The sequence below is a fragment of the Mesorhizobium erdmanii genome (genome assembly GCF_013170725.1).
Classification (GTDB): domain Bacteria; phylum Pseudomonadota; class Alphaproteobacteria; order Rhizobiales; family Rhizobiaceae; genus Mesorhizobium; species Mesorhizobium erdmanii.
The window spans coordinates 173,473-188,300 of record NZ_CP033361.1; the positions used below are offsets into that span (position 1 = coordinate 173,473).

At 63.5% G+C, this 14,828-nt stretch carries 16 protein-coding genes; 8 read left to right on the top strand and 8 right to left on the bottom strand.

Annotated features, from left to right (window positions below; genetic code table 11):
* The first annotated feature begins 1 nt into the window (after position 1).
* The 6 genes from fdhD to EB233_RS00830 all read left to right on the top strand — a co-directional run bounded on the left by fdhD (position 2) and on the right by EB233_RS00830 (position 4,240).
* Positions 2–832, top strand: a complete 831-nt coding sequence (gene fdhD / locus EB233_RS00805; protein ID WP_064990457.1) for a formate dehydrogenase accessory sulfurtransferase FdhD — start codon at positions 2–4, stop codon at positions 830–832.
* Positions 822–1,133, top strand: a complete 312-nt coding sequence (locus EB233_RS00810; RefSeq protein ID WP_064990456.1) for a formate dehydrogenase subunit delta — start codon at positions 822–824, stop codon at positions 1,131–1,133. Before fdhD ends, EB233_RS00810 begins: the two co-directional genes overlap by 11 nt.
* 112 nt (positions 1,134–1,245) lie before the next feature.
* Positions 1,246–2,799 carry an alpha/beta fold hydrolase gene (locus EB233_RS00815; protein WP_064990726.1) on the top strand — a complete coding sequence of 518 codons (1,554 nt, stop codon included), beginning with the start codon at positions 1,246–1,248 and terminating at the stop codon, positions 2,797–2,799.
* A 109-nt stretch (positions 2,800–2,908) separates the two neighbouring features.
* Complete coding sequence (locus tag EB233_RS00820; protein WP_027052605.1) at positions 2,909–3,388, top strand: carboxymuconolactone decarboxylase family protein; 480 nt, start codon at positions 2,909–2,911, stop codon at positions 3,386–3,388.
* An 85-nt stretch (positions 3,389–3,473) separates the two neighbouring features.
* The gene (locus EB233_RS00825; protein WP_027052606.1) at positions 3,474–3,836 is read left to right on the top strand and encodes a nuclear transport factor 2 family protein; all 363 of its coding nucleotides are present in this window, start codon (positions 3,474–3,476) and stop codon (positions 3,834–3,836) included.
* Between the two features lie 89 nt (positions 3,837–3,925).
* A complete protein-coding gene (locus EB233_RS00830) occupies positions 3,926–4,240 on the top strand; it encodes a hypothetical protein (RefSeq protein ID WP_064990455.1) in 315 nt (104 codons plus the stop codon).
* A 132-nt stretch (positions 4,241–4,372) separates the two neighbouring features.
* Here EB233_RS00830 and EB233_RS00835 read toward each other — a convergent pair whose 3' ends face one another.
* From EB233_RS00835 to EB233_RS00870, 8 genes are all read right to left on the bottom strand, one after another.
* Entirely contained in the window at positions 4,373–5,800 is a 1,428-nt protein-coding gene (locus EB233_RS00835; protein ID WP_064990454.1) for a gamma-aminobutyraldehyde dehydrogenase, read from the bottom strand.
* Between the two features lie 99 nt (positions 5,801–5,899).
* The gene (locus EB233_RS00840; RefSeq protein WP_027052609.1) at positions 5,900–6,715 is read right to left on the bottom strand and encodes an ABC transporter permease; all 816 of its coding nucleotides are present in this window, start codon (positions 6,713–6,715) and stop codon (positions 5,900–5,902) included.
* Positions 6,705–7,655 carry an ABC transporter permease gene (locus EB233_RS00845; protein ID WP_208986335.1) on the bottom strand — a complete coding sequence of 317 codons (951 nt, stop codon included), beginning with the start codon at positions 7,653–7,655 and terminating at the stop codon, positions 6,705–6,707. The genes EB233_RS00840 and EB233_RS00845 overlap by 11 nt, the downstream gene beginning before the upstream one ends.
* A gap of 14 nt (positions 7,656–7,669) precedes the next feature.
* Positions 7,670–8,668, bottom strand: coding sequence for an ABC transporter ATP-binding protein (locus EB233_RS00850; protein ID WP_064990452.1), 999 nt, complete (start codon positions 8,666–8,668; stop codon positions 7,670–7,672).
* Between the two features lie 186 nt (positions 8,669–8,854).
* Entirely contained in the window at positions 8,855–10,009 is a 1,155-nt protein-coding gene (locus EB233_RS00855) for an ABC transporter substrate-binding protein (RefSeq protein ID WP_064990451.1), read from the bottom strand.
* A gap of 221 nt (positions 10,010–10,230) precedes the next feature.
* Complete coding sequence (locus tag EB233_RS00860; RefSeq protein ID WP_064990450.1) at positions 10,231–11,142, bottom strand: LysR family transcriptional regulator; 912 nt, start codon at positions 11,140–11,142, stop codon at positions 10,231–10,233.
* Positions 11,143–11,221: 79 nt separating this feature from the next.
* Positions 11,222–11,839, bottom strand: coding sequence for a DedA family protein (locus EB233_RS00865; RefSeq protein ID WP_027052614.1), 618 nt, complete (start codon positions 11,837–11,839; stop codon positions 11,222–11,224).
* A complete protein-coding gene (locus tag EB233_RS00870) occupies positions 11,836–12,435 on the bottom strand; it encodes a class I SAM-dependent methyltransferase (protein WP_027052615.1) in 600 nt (199 codons plus the stop codon). The genes EB233_RS00865 and EB233_RS00870 overlap by 4 nt, the downstream gene beginning before the upstream one ends.
* 284 nt (positions 12,436–12,719) lie before the next feature.
* Here EB233_RS00870 and EB233_RS00875 point away from each other — a divergent pair, with 284 nt between their 5' ends.
* Together EB233_RS00875 and EB233_RS00880 are read left to right on the top strand one after the other, a co-directional pair.
* The gene (locus EB233_RS00875) at positions 12,720–13,394 is read left to right on the top strand and encodes a response regulator transcription factor (RefSeq protein WP_064990449.1); all 675 of its coding nucleotides are present in this window, start codon (positions 12,720–12,722) and stop codon (positions 13,392–13,394) included.
* Positions 13,395–13,404: 10 nt separating this feature from the next.
* Positions 13,405–14,766 (top strand): sensor histidine kinase, encoded by a 1,362-nt coding sequence (locus EB233_RS00880; RefSeq protein ID WP_064990448.1) that lies wholly within the window; start codon positions 13,405–13,407, stop codon positions 14,764–14,766.
* Positions 14,767–14,828 lie beyond the last annotated feature (62 nt).

Consider the following 14,828-nt stretch of genomic DNA (forward strand, 5'->3'; position numbering starts at 1 on the left):
CTTGGCAGCGCGCCGCAAAGCAACGACTGAGACATCGCGGCTGGCGCACCGCGCCAGCGGCACGGCTGCGGGTAACCGCATGGTGCCCGAGGAGACGCCGGTGGCGTTTTCCTTCGCCGGCACGACGCATGCGGTGATGATGGCGAGCCCGGCCGATTTTGAGGATTTCGCGCTCGGTTTCTCGTTGACCGAAGGCATCATCGCCGACAGCCAGGAAATCGAGGCGATCGAGGTCGAGGATCACGGTGCCGGCATCGATATCCAGATCCGGCTGAAGGATCTCGCCAATACGCGCTTCGAGGCGCGGCGGCGCAGGCTTGCCGGACCTGTCGGCTGCGGGCTGTGCGGCATCGAGTCCATCGAGGAAGCGATGCGCTCCGTCGATGCTGTTAGTGCGTCAAAACTTACGCTTGATGCCGAAGATATCACCCGTTCCGTGAAGCTGTTGTCGAAGGTGCAGCCGCTGCATCAGGAAACCGGCGCGGTGCATGCCGCGGGCTTCTATATCCCCGGCAAGGGCGTCGTCATGGCGCGCGAGGACGTTGGCCGCCACAATGCGCTGGACAAGCTGGCCGGCGCTTTGGCCAAGGCCGGCATTAACGGCGCATCGGGGGCTGTCGTGGTGACGTCGCGCGTCTCGGTCGAAATGGTGCAGAAGACGGCGGCGATAGGCTCGGCCTTCATTATCGCCGTCTCGGCGCCGACCGCGCTTGCCATCCGCACCGCTGATGAAGCCGGCATGACGCTGGTGGCGCTGGTGCGCGGTGATGATTTCGATGTTTTCACCCACCCCGACCGGGTGGTCTTGGGAGTTGCCAAGCATGTCGCATGACGAAGACCACATCACGAGCACCAGCGAAAAACTGGTGCGCATGGCCAATCAGATCGCCGCCTTTTTCCACTCCCGGCCGCGCGAGGAGGGCATTGCCGGCGTCGCCGAGCACATCAACAAGTTCTGGGAACCCAGGATGCGTCGGCAGTTTTTCGAGATGCTGGACAATGGCACCGACGGCTTCGACGAACTCGTCGTGGTCGCCTCCGCCAGGATCAAACGGCCGATCACGCCAGCCGAGGCTGATTTGAAACTTGGAATCAAGGTCCCTCCGGGCGACCTTGCTGGCGCGCAGAAATAGCCGCAGGCGGCGCCGGCTTATATTTCTTCCTGCTAAAGTTTAAGCTGCCGCTATCGACGCGGCTCTGCTATGGTTGGCGATCAGAAATCGTCAGGCCGGGCGCAAGAAACTCGTGAGGCCGATCGAGACCCGATATGCCCTCAGTGGCGAGGTGCGGATCGCCTATCAGGTGGTCGGCCAGGGCTCGTTTGATCTCGTCTTCGTCCCGGGCTTCATTTCCAATCTCGACCTGCATTGGGAAGACGAGGGCTATACCAGGCTCTTGAGGCGGCTTTCGGCATTCTCACGGCTGATCCTGTTCGACAAGCGCGGCACCGGTCTTTCCGACCGTGTCGATGTCCATAACCTGCCCAGCCTGGAGACCCGCATGGACGATGTGCGCGCGGTGATGGATGCGGCCGGCAGCAGCCGGGCCGCCTTGCTCGGCGCTTCCGAAGGCGCACCGATGGCAATGCTGTTCGCCGCCACCTATCCGGAGCGGACGCGGGCGCTGGCGCTCTATGGCGGCTATGCGCATTTCCACAAATGGGTGATGCCGCCCGAACGCCTCAACGCCTTCATCGCCAACGCCGACACGGCGTGGGGCACGGGAGCCACCTTGCCCAATTTCGCGCCCGGCCGGGTCGATGACGCGCATTTCACCCAGTGGTGGGCGCGTTTCGAGCGGCTGTCGGCGAGCCCGACGGCAGCAGCGGCGCTGGCGCGGATGAACGCGGAAATCGACGTGCGCGGCGTGCTGGCGGCGATCGGCGCGCCAACGCTGCTGATCCATCGCCGCAACGATGCACGCGTCGATCCCGACGCCAGCCGCTTCCTGGCCAAGAAAATCCCGAATGCGCGGCTGGTCGAGATTCCCGGACGCGACCATCCGATCTGGACCGGCGACGTCGACCGTGTCGCCGACCTGATCGAGGAGTTCCTGACTGGTGAGCCTGCGGTGGCCGAGGTGGATCGCGTGCTGGCGGCACTTCTGGTGACGCGCATCTACGATACGACGCGGATGGGCGACCGAATGTGGAGCGAACGCAGCGAGCGGTTCCAGGAAACCTGGCGGTTGCTGGTTGGGCGCCATGGCGGCCGCGCGCTGGGGACGCAGGGCGAAATGATGATTTCGCGCTTCGAGGGGCCGGCGCGCGCCATACGCTGCGCGGCAGCACTGCGCGAAGCGGCGCAAGGCATCGGCGTGGCCAGCGCGCAGGGCGCCCATGTCGGTGAGATCGAACTGCGGGGGCCGCCTGTGGGGTTGACGGCCCGTGTAACGATGCAGCTTGCCGCGCACGCCAGCCGAGGCGACATCATCGCTTCGCGGCTGGTCGCGGAACTCGCAACCGGCTCAGGCCTGCATTTCGAGGATGCCAGCCGGATCGCGCTGGACGATCTGGACGAACCGATGGCGCTGGTACGGGCAATGACCGAACAGCACCTAGAGCCCGACTGTCGTGCCAGGACCAAAACGGCCGAACCGGCGGTGCTGACGGTAAGGGAGAGCGAGGTGGTGAGCCTTGTTGCCGACGGCAAGAGCAATGCCGCTATCGCCGCCGAACTCAGGCTGAGCGAGCACACGGTCAAGCGTCACGTCGCCAACATATTGCTCAAGCTGGATTTGCCGTCGCGGGCGGCAGCAGCGGCATTCTCGGTCAGGCACACTGGCCCGGACGGGCCATGAGAGCCATGGCGCTTTCGGGCGAAGCGGGCATGTCGATTTAAGCGCTATCAATTCCCCCAAGCAGGCCAAGGCGGATATCGCCGTTGAGGCGCTGCGAACGGAGGATGAAATGCTCAAACCGAAACTGAATGTCGGATCATTCGTGATCGCCGCAAGTATCGGGGCGCTGATCACGATCACTCCCGCAAAGGCCGAGGATGCGTCGGCAACGGCCGCCTACAAGGACATCCAGGCAACGCTCGGCTCGGTGCCGGATATGTTCAAGACATTGCCTGATGTGGCGATCGCCGGCGCCTGGGCCGAAATCAAGGGCGTCCAGCTCAATCCCAAAACCGCGCTTGATGGCAAGACCAAGGAACTGATGGGCCTTGCGGTCGCCTCGCAGATCCCTTGCCAATATTGCATCTACTTCCATACCGAGGCGGCCAAGCTCAACGGCGCCAGTGACGAGGAGATCAAGGAAACGATCGCGATGGCGGCGATTGTGCGCCACTGGTCGACAATCCTCAATGGCAGCCAGGTCGATCTCGCGACCTTCAAGAAGCAGACAGACGACGTCTTCGCTGCGGTGAAGGCGAAGTCGCAGTGAAAATCCCTGTCCGGCGGTGAGCGCCGGGCGATGCCTACTGAATATAGAACCGCCCGATCGTGAAGACGGGCACATGGAGGACAAAATGCTGACCAAGACACAAGTCGTAGATGGCGCGGCGATCAAGAAGGCGATCGAAACCCGCGACGGAAAGATGCTGTCGAGCTTCTATACCGACGACGCGCTGGTGCGGGTGATCGACCGCAACAACCCGCCGAGCAAGCCGCGCGAAGTTCGCGGCCGCGCGGCGATCGCCACCTTCTGGGACGACATCTGCAGCCGGGCGATGACCCACAAGGTCGACACGACGATCGCCGACGGCGACAGCCTCGCCTTCACCCAGGCCTGCGCCTATCCCGACGGCACGAAAGTGTTCGCCGCGGCGATGCTGGAGCTGAAGAACGGCCGGATCGCGCGGCAGACGGTCGTGCAGGCCTGGGACGAATAGATCAACCGCGAAACAGTACTTGTTTCACGCAATCCCTGACGGAAAACCGCCGGGCACTTTTCCTGGAATTGCTCAAGAGGAGAACCGACATGTTCAGCGCCAGATGGCAGATCGACGCCAAGTTCGGGCACAAGCAGACCGTGCTCGAACTGTTGAAGAAATGGGAACGCGAGATCGGCTCGCAGGTCGGCCTCGCCGACCTCAAGTTCCAGATCATGACCGGATCGATCGGCGCGCGGGAGGCGACGGTCGAGGCGCATCACCAAGTCGAGAGCCTGGCCCAGCTGGAACAGTTCTTCGCCAAGATCGGCAAGATCGACGCGCACGCCAAATGGGGCAAGGAGATGGAGCCCTATGTCGTGTCAGGCACCAGCCTGTGGAACATCTATCGCATTGTGGAATAGCACTCTTCTCCCCGTTTACGGGAGAAGGGCCGGCAAGCAGATGAGGGGCAGAGCCAGCTTCTGTAAGGCTTGCGCCGCCCCTCATCCGGCCCTTCGGGCCACCTTCTCCCCGTGAACGGGGAGAAGGGAAAACTAAGTATGCGCAACCATCACATGGCGGACGGCGGTATAATCCTCGAGCGCGTAGAGCGACATATCCTTGCCGTAACCGGACTGCTTCAGCCCGCCATGCGGCATCTCGTTGGTCAGCATGAAATGGGTGTTGATCCAGGTACAGCCATATTGCAGACGGGCCGCGGTCGCCATGGCACGCGAAACATCCTTGGTCCACACCGATGACGCCAGGCCGTAGTCGCTGTCATTGGCCCAGTTCACCGCTTCGTCGACTTCGGCAAAGCGGGTGATGGAGACGACCGGCCCGAACACTTCGCGGCGCACGATCTCGTCCTCCTGCAAGGCGCCGGCAACGACGGTCGGCTGGTAGTAGAAGCCCGTGCCCTCGCCCGGCTTGCCGCCGGTGGTGATCTCGATGTGCTTCAGCTCCGAGGCGCGCTCGACGAAGCTCGACACGCGATCGCGCTGGCGGCGCGAGATCAGCGGGCCGATCTCGTTCTCGGTGTCGTCCGATAGATCGTACTTGATGGTCGAGACGGCCGAGGACAGATCGGCGACGAGCTTGTCGTAGATCTTCTTGCCGGCATAGATGCGGCAGGCCGCGGTGCAATCCTGGCCGGCATTGTAATAGCCGAAGGCGCGCAGGCCGTTGACCACCGCCCCCAGATCGGCGTCGTCGAAGACGATGACCGGCGCCTTGCCGCCGAGTTCGAGATGCGTGCGCTTGACCGACTTGGCGGCGGCCTGCAGCACCTTCTTGCCGGTGGCGACGTCACCGGTGATCGAGATCATATTGACCTTCGGATGGTTGATCAGCGTGTTGCCGACGCTGTCGCCGCGGCCAAGCACGACATTGACGACACCTTCGGGCAGGACATCGGCCAGAATCGTCGCCAACTTCAGTGCCGTCAGCGGCGTCTGTTCCGACGGCTTGAAGATGACCGTGTTGCCGCCGGCGATTGCCGGCGCCAGCTTCCAGGCCATCATCATCAGCGGATAGTTCCAGGGCGCGATCGAAGCGACGATGCCAATCGGGTCACGTCGCACCATCGAGGTGTGGCCGGGCAGGTATTCGCCGGCGACCACGCCCGGCATCGAACGCACCGCTCCTGCGAAGAAGCGGTAGCAGTCGACGATGGCCGGGATCTCGTCGTTGAGCACGGCATTGATCGGCTTGCCGCAGTTCAGTGCTTCGAGAGCGGCGAACTCTTTCGCTTCGGCCTCGATGCGGTCGGCGATCTTGAGCAGGTAGCCGGAGCGCTGCGCCGGCGTGGTGCGCGACCACAAGACGAACGCTTGTCCGGCTGCACTGACTGCCGCCTCGATCTGCGCCTGGCTCGCCTCTGGCAGGTTGAGAATCGTCGCCCCTGTCTTCGGATTGAGGATCGGCTCATCGGTTTCCGTGCCCTTCTCGAATTTCGAGCCGATCAGCATCTGGGTGTCCATGGGCGTCTCTCCTTGGTCAGGAGCGAGTAGCGAATAGCTGATAGCGAATAGGGCTGAGTCTCCCTTGTTCGCTATTGGCTACTCCCTATTCGCTGTTCTTCATTTACCCGAACCGGCGATCTGGTCACCGTCGCGGGTCAGGTAATAGGCAAACAGGATGGGCAGCAGCGTCACCAGCACGACGACCATGGCCACGACATTGGTGACCGGACGCTGGCGCGGACGGATCAGTTCCTCCAGCATCCAGATCGGCACGGTCTGCTGCTGGCCGGCGGTGAAGGTGGTGACGATGACCTCATCGAACGAAAGGGCGAAAGCCAGCATGCCGCCGGCAAGCAGCGCGGTGGCGATGTTGGGCAGCACGATATGCCTGAAGGTCTGGAAGCCGTCGGCGCCGAGATCCATCGAGGCCTCGATCATCGAGCCGGAGGTGCGGCGAAAACGGGCGACCGCGTTGTTGTAGACGACGACGACGCAGAAGGTGGCGTGGCCAAGCACGATCGTCCAGAACGAGAACGGGATGTCGGCGAGTGCAAAGGCCGAGCGGAGCGCGATGCCGGTGATGATGCCGGGCAGCGCGATCGGCAGGATGACCAGCAGCGAAATCGTCTCTCGGCCGAAGAATTTTGTCCGTGAAACAGCAGCGGCGCACAGCGTGCCGAGCACCAGCGCAATCGCGGTCGAGATGGCGGCGACGCGCACCGACAGCGACAGCGCTTCCCAGACATCCGGCCGGTTCCAGGTGACGGCGAACCATTGCGTGGTCAGCCCGGGCGGCGGCCAGACGAAGCTCTTTTCCTCGGTGGTGAAGGCGTAGACGAAGATCAGCAGGATCGGCAGATGCAGGAACAGCAAGCCGCAGGCGGCGGCAATCTTCAGGCCGAGCGGAGCCGATTGACCACGGTCAGAGCGCATCGAAGGCCCCCATGCGCTTGGCGCCCCAGAGGTAGAAGCCCATGATGACGATGGGCACCACGGTGAAGGCGGCGGCGAGCGGGATATTGCCGGCGGTGCCCTGCTGCGAATAGACGGCCTGGCCGATGAACAGCCGCGAGGTGCCGATGATCTGCGGGATGATGTAGTCGCCCAATGTCAGCGAGAAAGTGAAGATCGAGCCGGCGACAATGCCGGGCAGTGCCAGCGGGAACAGCACGTTGCGGAACGTCTGGCCGGGCGACGCGCCAAGGTCGGACGAAGCTTCCACCAGATTGCCGGGCACCCGCTCGAGTGCTGCCTGGACCGGCAGGATCATGAAGGGCAGCCAGACATAGACGAAGACGATGAAGGTGCCGGTGAACGACACCGACAGCGAATTGCCGCCGACAACCGGCAGCGACAGCCAGGCGTCGAGCAGCCATTGCAGATACAGCTTGCCGAACAGCCAGGTGAGGATGCCTTCCTTGGCGAGGATCAGCTTCCAGGCATAGATCTTGACCAGGTAGCTCGACCACAGCGGCAGCATGACGCCGAGATAGAACAACGCCTTCCAGCGACCGCGCGCATAACGCGCGGCATAGTAGGCGATCGGGAAGGCGACGACGGCCGAGGCCAGCGTGACCAGCGCCGCCATCGTCACCGTGCGCAGGATGATGTCGAGATTGGCGGCCTGCAACAGGTCGCCATAGGTCTTCAGCGTGAGCTCACGGTTGATGAGGCCGGAGAACTCGTCGATGGAGAAAAAGCTCTGCGCCAGGAGCGCGAAGAGCGAGCCGATATAGACGATGCCGAGCCACAGAACCGGCGGCAAAAGCATCAGCAGGAGCAGGAGTTGCGGCCGACGCCAGAACAGGTCTGACAGCGCACCCCGCATGCCGCCGCTGCCGGGCAGGATGGCGGGCGCCGTGGCTCGCGGCATGGTGACGTCGACGCTCATGCCGGCTCGTCCATCAGATGCAGATGCTCGCGGTTGAAGGTGAGCACGACCGCCTCGCCTTCGACCGGCAAAGCCGTGCCGGCCGGCACAACGGCATGCAGCTTCAATCCGTCGGCATCGAGCGCCAGCCTGGTAGTAGCGCCGAGATAATTCGTCGAGACGAGGCGCGCGGCGACGCCTTCGCCACTTGTGGCGCGGCCGACGCGAATTGATTCCGGCCTGAGACTCCCCCAGCGGTGCTGGCCGGAATAGCGCTGGACGAAGTCCGGTGGCAGCACGTTGGAGGAGCCGACGAAATCGGCGACGAAGCGCGTCTTCGGCCGCTGATAGATTTCCTCGGGCGTGCCTATCTGCATGATCCTGCCGTCGTTGAAGACGGCGACGCGATCCGCCATCGACAGCGCCTCACCCTGGTCGTGGGTGACGAAGACGAAGGTGATGCCGAGCGCCTTCTGCAGCGATTTCAGCTCTTCTTGCATGTTCTCGCGCAGCTTGAGGTCGAGGGCGCCGAGCGGCTCGTCGAGCAGCAGCACCTTGGGCTGGTTGACCAGCGCACGGGCGAGTGCGACGCGCTGGCGCTGGCCGCCAGAGAGCTGGCCGGGGCGGCGGGCGCCATAGCCGGGCAGCCGCACCAGTGACAACGCCTCCTTGGCCGCCTTGTGCCGTTCGGCCTTGCCGACCCCTTTGACCATCAGCCCGTAGGCGACATTGTCCAACACATTGAGGTGCGGGAACAGCGCGTAGTCCTGGAAGACGGTGTTGACGTTGCGGCGATAGGGCGGCACGCCCTCGGCACGCTCGCCGAAGATCGAGATCGAGCCGGCCGTCGGCTGCTCGAAGCCGGCAATCAACCTAAGACACGTCGTCTTGCCAGAACCCGACGGCCCGAGCATGGCGAAGAACTCGCCCGGCGCAATGTCGAGATCGACAGCGTCGACAGCGCGAACGCTGCCGAAATGGCGCGAGACTTCTTTGAAGGAAACGGCTGATGTCATGGGGTTGTCCTGATCTGTCAGGCTCTTCAAAAATTCGGGCGCAAGTGCTGCCCCTCATCCGCCTGCCGGCACCTTCTTCCCGCATGGTGACGGGGAGAAGGGAAGCGCACCGACGCTGGCGATCCCCCTCTCCCCGTTTTTCACGGGGAGAGGGTAAGGGTGAGCGGCAGCGCCAACCGTTGGAGTTTAGCGTCCGCCGATGACGCCGATATAGTCCGACACCCAGCGGTAATAGGGCACGCACTGGTTGTTCTGGCTGGCGCATTTGGTCACCGGCGTCTTCCAGAACTTGATCTTGTCGAAATTGTCGTAACCGTTGGTCTTACAGCCTTCGTCGGTCAAGAGCTCGTTGCCCTTGCAGGCTGCGGGCACCACGGGGAGCGATCCGAACCAGGCAGAGACATCGCCCTGCACCTTCGGCGACAGCGAATGTTCAAGCCACATATAGGCGCAGTTCGGGTTGGCGGCGTCGGCTTCCATCATGGTGGTGTCGGCCCAGCCGGTGACGCCTTCTTCGGGCACCGTCGAGGCGACCGGCTTTTTGGCGGCAACCAGTGTGTTGACCTGATACGGCCACGAACCCGACGCGACGACGCCTTCATTCTGGAAATCGTCGACCTGGATGGCGGCGTCATGCCAGTAGCGGCCGACCAGCGTGCGCTGGACGCGCAGCAGGTCGAGCGCGGCCTTGTACTGGGCCTCGTTGAGCTCGTAGGGGTCCTTGATGCCGAGTTCCGGCTTGTGGAACATCAGATAATTGGCAGCGTCGGCAATGTGGATCGGGCCGTCATAGGCCTGGACGCGGCCCTTGTTGGACTTGCCGTCGGCCAGCTTCATCTCCTCGAAGACGACGTTCCAGCTCTTGGGCGCTTCCTTGAACACCTCGGTGTTGTACATCAGGATGTTAGGCCCCCACTGGTAGGGAACGCCGTAATGCACCTTGTCGACGGTGAACCAGGGCGCGTCCTTGAGCCGGTCGTCGACCGTCTTCCAGCTCGGGATGAGATCGGTGTTGATCGGCTGCACCCGCTTGCCCGCGACCAGGCGCAGCGAGGCGTCGCCCGAAGCCGTGACGAGGTCGAAGCCGCCCTCGTTCATCAGCGAGACCATCTCGTCGGACGTGTTGGCGGTCTTGACGTTGACCTTGCAGCCACTCTCCTTCTCGAAGGCCGTGACCCAGTCATAGCCCTTGTCGGTCTCGCCGCGCTCGATATAGCCGGGCCAGGCAACGATGTTGACCTGGCCTTCGCCCTTGCCCAGTTCCTTGACCTGGGCGATTGCCTGACCAGAGAAGGTCAGCGCGACCGTCAGCGCAGTGCATGACTTCAGGAATGAATTCATCGTCGATCTCCCATTTTGGCGCCTAGCCCCCGAAAACCGGTTCCGGTTTTCGCTTGAGGTCACGCGCGGACTGAAAAACTGTCAGTTCGTCCTATGGACTTGATACCGCTCTGATGGCGACTTTGGTCCTTGGAACGGAAGGTGCGTGGAAAAATCCGGTTTCGCAAATTCATTTATCAGAAAGTCGATATCGGTTTTTCCGATAGATTTGCACTTTTCAATCAAGGACGCTGGCGGACGGTCCGCTGCGACTGGGCAAGGCCGATGAAATCGCGCGCCGCCTGTGGCAGGCCGGAGCCCCGCCGCCAGACCACGCCGACCTGCACCACCGGCAAGGAACCGGAGACATCGCGCGATTCGATGCGGTCGCCTTCCAGCGACCATGGCCGGTAGACGAGGTCGGGCAGTAACGCCACGCCAGCGCCGGTGGCGACCAGGCTGCGCACCGCTTCCACGGAGCGGGTGCGAAAGGCGACATGCGGCTTGGCGCCGATCGCCGTAAGCAGTTTTCCGGTATTCTCCTCGATCTCGTCGACAGTCAGCATGATCAGCGGCTCGCCGGCAATGTCGCCAATGCCGATGATGTCGGCGCCGGCGAGCGAATGGCCGAGCGGCAACCACAGGCGATAGGCCGAGACTTCGAGGATTTCCGATTGCAGCGCCGTGCGGTCGCGTAAATTGGAGGTGACCATGACGGCAATGTCGAGCTTGCCGCCGATCAGGAGATGTTCGAGGTAGTCGCCATTGTCCTCGATGGCCGAGACCTCGACGCCCGGATAGGCACGGCGATAGCGGGACAGAAGGTCCGACAGCACATAGCCGGCGACCAGCGAGGTGACGCCGAGTTGCAGCCGGCCACCCGCCACGGCCTGTTCGCCGGAAAAAGAGCGGCGGGCGTCGGAGACGTCGGCGAGGATCTTCGTCGCGTGGCGCAGGAACTGGTGGCCTTTATGGGTGATGTTGAGGCCACGCGGATGCCGCTCGAACAGTTCGACGCCGAGATCGTTTTCGAGCTCCTTGATCGCTTCGGTGACCGACGATTGCGAGATGGAGAGGTTCTGCGCCGCGCCCGACACCGTGCCTTGCTCGGCAACGGCGATGAAGAACTGCAACTGGCGGATGGTGAAAGCCATGGCCGGACTAAACACCGGCGGCCAAGCGAAGGAAAGCCAGCGGAGGAGCTTATCCCATGACTGGCGACTGTTGCCGCACTCAGCCGCGCTCCAGCCTGATGCGGCGCCGCCATGCGGGGCCATAGCGCAACGCCAGCATGAAGGTCGTCTCCAGTGCCACGACGATGATGATGATGCGCAAGCCCACGGTGAAGGAATCCTGGCCGCTGCCATGCAAGAGATAGCCGGTCAGGAGAAAGCCCGCATTCCAGATGGTCGCACCGAGCAGCGTCGCGATCGCGAAGGGCAGAGCCGGCAGACAAAGCGCGCCTGCCGCGATCGGCAGGTAATTGCGCACGGTCGGGATGAACTGCGCCAGCAGGGACACCCGCACATGCTTGCGGCGATAGGCCTGACCAAGTTTGCGATAGGTGGCGGGACGCAGGAAGACATATCTGCCGGCACGTTCGATCAGCCTGTCGGCTCGGTCAAATCCGATCCGACGGCCAACCCCGTACCAGACAAGGCAGCCGGAGAAAGAGGCAAGCGTCGTCACCACCAGCAGGATCGCCAGCGTGAAACCGTCCGGCGCCGCCGTCATGCCGAGAAACAGCAGCAGCACATGCGAGGGCGGAACCGGAAGGATCTTCTCGGTGAAAGCGAGGCAGAAAACGCCGAACAGACCAAAGCCGAGAATGGCCGACAACGGACCGGTCATGCGATGCGCCAGTCATAGGTCCCTGACGTCTTGATCCTGGCGATGCGATAGACCGTGGCAGGTGGCAAATTGCGAAAGGTATGGCCGACCCGGGTGGCGTCAAGATCGAGCCGATCGAGCAGCGACTGGTCGAACGGGCAGCGCCGGCCGAGCGTGAACTGATAGAGCGCTCCGCCCGGCCGAAGGTTCGCGAAAACGCCTTCAAGAATGGCAAGCGTCTTGCGTGGCGAAATCAGCCGGAAGGGCAGCCCGCTGACGGCGGCACCGACCACCGGTCCGGGAAACAGCGACAGATGGCGCAGACCGGCTGCATCCATTTCAAAGATCCGGGCGGAGGGAAAGCGCCGCATGAGCAGAGCCGCAAAATCCGGATCGGACTCGATCAGCGTCAAATCCTCCTCCCGCACCCCGCGCGACAGCAGCGCGCGTGTGAAAGGGCCGGTGCCTGGACCGAGTTCCAGCACTGGGCCTGTCTCGGAACCGATATCGCGCGTCATCAATGCCGCGAGGCTCGAACTGGACGGCGTGACCGAGCCAATCTTGAACGGCGCAACGGTCCACGCCATCAGAAAAGACAGAGCATCATTTGCAGACATAATATCCTCGATCCCGGACAAGAACACGCCACCAGTTGGCGCGGCGACCTGATTTCGTTTCAGCGTCGGACCCGAAGCTGTTGCGTATCCGGGCCCGACGCCTTGACGCCGGCATGGCGATTCGTGCCGACCGGCGCTGTTTGCCGCGACTGGATTGCATAGACATTGCGCAATATAGCGAACGCAAAGAAAGCGTCTGTCGTCCTCGGGTTGTTCGGCTTGCCATGTTTACGCAATGTTGGCGCGGTAGCGCCCGATGAGTGTTCGTTGCCTGGGGATTGTCGATGCGTATCTTGCTGATCGAAGACGAGCCCGAGATGGTCTCGGCGCTGCGTGCCGCGCTGAAGCGCCACGACATGGTGGTCGATCACGCCGGCTCGATCGTCGAGGCAGAAGGCTTCGTTGCCGCCGACAGCTACGACGCCATCCTGCTTGACCGCCAGTTGCCGGATGGCGACGGGCTGTCACTGGTGCCGAGATTGCGTTCGGCGAAGAACACCACGCCGGTGCTGATGCTGACGGCGAAGGGCGATACGTCGGACAAGGTCGACGGGCTGGACATGGGCGCGGACGACTATCTGGCAAAGCCGTTCGCTTTCGAGGAATTGCTGGCCCGCTTGCGCGCGCTGCTCAGGCGCCCGGCACCGTTGCAGTCGCAGTTCATCCGCGCCGGCGATCTGGTGCTCGATGTCGGACATCGCGAGGCCGCGATCCGCGGCGAGCCGCTCAGCCTGCCGCGGCGCGAGCTGCTGGTGCTGGAGGCGCTGATGCGGCGCACCGGCCGCATGGTGCAGCGCGAAACCTTGATGGAAGCGGTGTTCGGCCTCGATGACGAGATCCAGTCCAACGCGCTCGACACTCATGTCTCGCGCCTGCGCCGCAAGCTTGCCGAAGCGGCGAGTGGCGTGACGATCAACGGCATTCGCGGCGTCGGCTATCTCCTGCGCGAAACGCCATGAGCACCAAGCGATGAGCCTCAAGCGCCCGCGTTCGCTGAAATGGAGCCTGGTGCTGCGCATCGCCTTGCTGCAATGCGCGATGCTGACGCTGATCATCGTCGGCATCATTGGCGGCATGCTTGCCACCGGCCTCATCCCACACGACTACGAGGACGGAACGATGGACGTGCTGGCCGATGCGGTGGCGCGCGATGCAGGCGGCAGGCTCGTCGTCAACGAGACGCCGGACATGGCAATGCTGCGATCGAACGTTCCCGACCTTTGGTTCGTCATCCGTGACAAGCAGGGGCAACGGCTGCAGGAGGGCACGGTACCGGCACTGTTCCAGCCCTTTGTCGGACTGCTGGACACCATCAGCGACGCCCGTATCGACCATGCAATCGGCGAGGCCGCGCCGCCGGAGGGAAAGATCCGCTGGACCGACACTGCCGCCGGCAATGTCCAGATTTTCAGCGGCACCAAGGGCGGGCTTTCGCTCATGCGCCTGCTCGGGCAGGCGCCGCAATTCTTCCTGCAAGGCATCTTGCCGCTCGCCGGGTTGATGGCGCTGGCGACGCTGTTCGCCACGCCTTGGGTGGTGCGCGGCGCTCTCTCCGGTCTTGGCCATGCGGCGGCCGAAGCCGAGCGTATCGACATCGACCAGCGCGGCGTGCAGCTGCCGCTGAAGGACGTTCCAAGGGAAGTCACGCCGCTGGTGAAGGCGGTGAACGCTGCCCTTGCGCGTCTCGACAAAGGCTACGAGCGTCACAAGCGCTTCCTGACCGATGCCGCCCATGAACTCAGGACACCGGTCGCCATCCTCAACACGCGCCTTGCCTCGCTGCCGGCGACGCCGGAGCGGGCACGGCTGCTGCAGGACGCGGCACGACTTTCAACGCTGACCGACCAGCTGCTCGACCTGCAACGCCTCGACCGGCAAGCTACATCCTTCGCGAAGCTCGACCTGGTGGCGATCGCGCGCGGCGTCATCGTCGATCTCGCGCCGATGGCATTCGCGGCCGGGTACGAGATGTCGTTCGAGCCGGAACGGGAGACGGTCCTCGCCAGCGGCGACCGCACCGCGATCGAACGTGCCGTGACCAATATCGTCCAGAACGCCATCGAGCATGGCGGCCGCGCCGGCAAGATCACCATCAGCGTTGCGGCTCCGGCCGTCATCGAGGTGCGGGACGAAGGCGACGGGGTGCCGCCGGGCGAGCGGGAGCGCATCTTCGAGCCGTTCTACAGGTTGCGCCCGCAAGATCACGGCGCCGGGCTCGGCCTCAACCTCGTGCAGGAAATCATGCAACTGCATGGCGGCCGCATCGAGATCCTCGACGGCAAGCCCAGCGGTGCATGCTTCAGGATGAGTTTTCGCGCCTTGCCCGCATAGAGTCATCGCAAGCGATCGGCCCATGCAGGCGTGCGGTGCGCGCGCCCATCAGTGGCTTGTTT

What these genes read in the sequence shown, in the direction of transcription:
- EB233_RS00810 (WP_064990456.1), top strand. Translation starts at nt 822, where the DNA reads ATGTCGCATGACGAAGACCACATCACGAGCACCAGCGAAAAACTGGTG.
- EB233_RS00820 (WP_027052605.1), top strand. Translation starts at nt 2,909, where the DNA reads ATGCTCAAACCGAAACTGAATGTCGGATCATTCGTGATCGCCGCAAGT.
- EB233_RS00825 (WP_027052606.1), top strand. Translation starts at nt 3,474, where the DNA reads ATGCTGACCAAGACACAAGTCGTAGATGGCGCGGCGATCAAGAAGGCG.
- EB233_RS00830 (WP_064990455.1), top strand. Translation starts at nt 3,926, where the DNA reads ATGTTCAGCGCCAGATGGCAGATCGACGCCAAGTTCGGGCACAAGCAG.
- EB233_RS00835 (WP_064990454.1), bottom strand. Translation starts at nt 5,800, where the DNA reads ATGGACACCCAGATGCTGATCGGCTCGAAATTCGAGAAGGGCACGGAA.
- EB233_RS00840 (WP_027052609.1), bottom strand. Translation starts at nt 6,715, where the DNA reads ATGCGCTCTGACCGTGGTCAATCGGCTCCGCTCGGCCTGAAGATTGCC.
- EB233_RS00845 (WP_208986335.1), bottom strand. Translation starts at nt 7,655, where the DNA reads ATGCCGCGAGCCACGGCGCCCGCCATCCTGCCCGGCAGCGGCGGCATG.
- EB233_RS00850 (WP_064990452.1), bottom strand. Translation starts at nt 8,668, where the DNA reads ATGACATCAGCCGTTTCCTTCAAAGAAGTCTCGCGCCATTTCGGCAGC.
- EB233_RS00855 (WP_064990451.1), bottom strand. Translation starts at nt 10,009, where the DNA reads ATGAATTCATTCCTGAAGTCATGCACTGCGCTGACGGTCGCGCTGACC.
- EB233_RS00860 (WP_064990450.1), bottom strand. Translation starts at nt 11,142, where the DNA reads ATGGCTTTCACCATCCGCCAGTTGCAGTTCTTCATCGCCGTTGCCGAG.
- EB233_RS00865 (WP_027052614.1), bottom strand. Translation starts at nt 11,839, where the DNA reads ATGACCGGTCCGTTGTCGGCCATTCTCGGCTTTGGTCTGTTCGGCGTT.
- EB233_RS00870 (WP_027052615.1), bottom strand. Translation starts at nt 12,435, where the DNA reads ATGTCTGCAAATGATGCTCTGTCTTTTCTGATGGCGTGGACCGTTGCG.
- EB233_RS00875 (WP_064990449.1), top strand. Translation starts at nt 12,720, where the DNA reads ATGCGTATCTTGCTGATCGAAGACGAGCCCGAGATGGTCTCGGCGCTG.
- EB233_RS00880 (WP_064990448.1), top strand. Translation starts at nt 13,405, where the DNA reads ATGAGCCTCAAGCGCCCGCGTTCGCTGAAATGGAGCCTGGTGCTGCGC.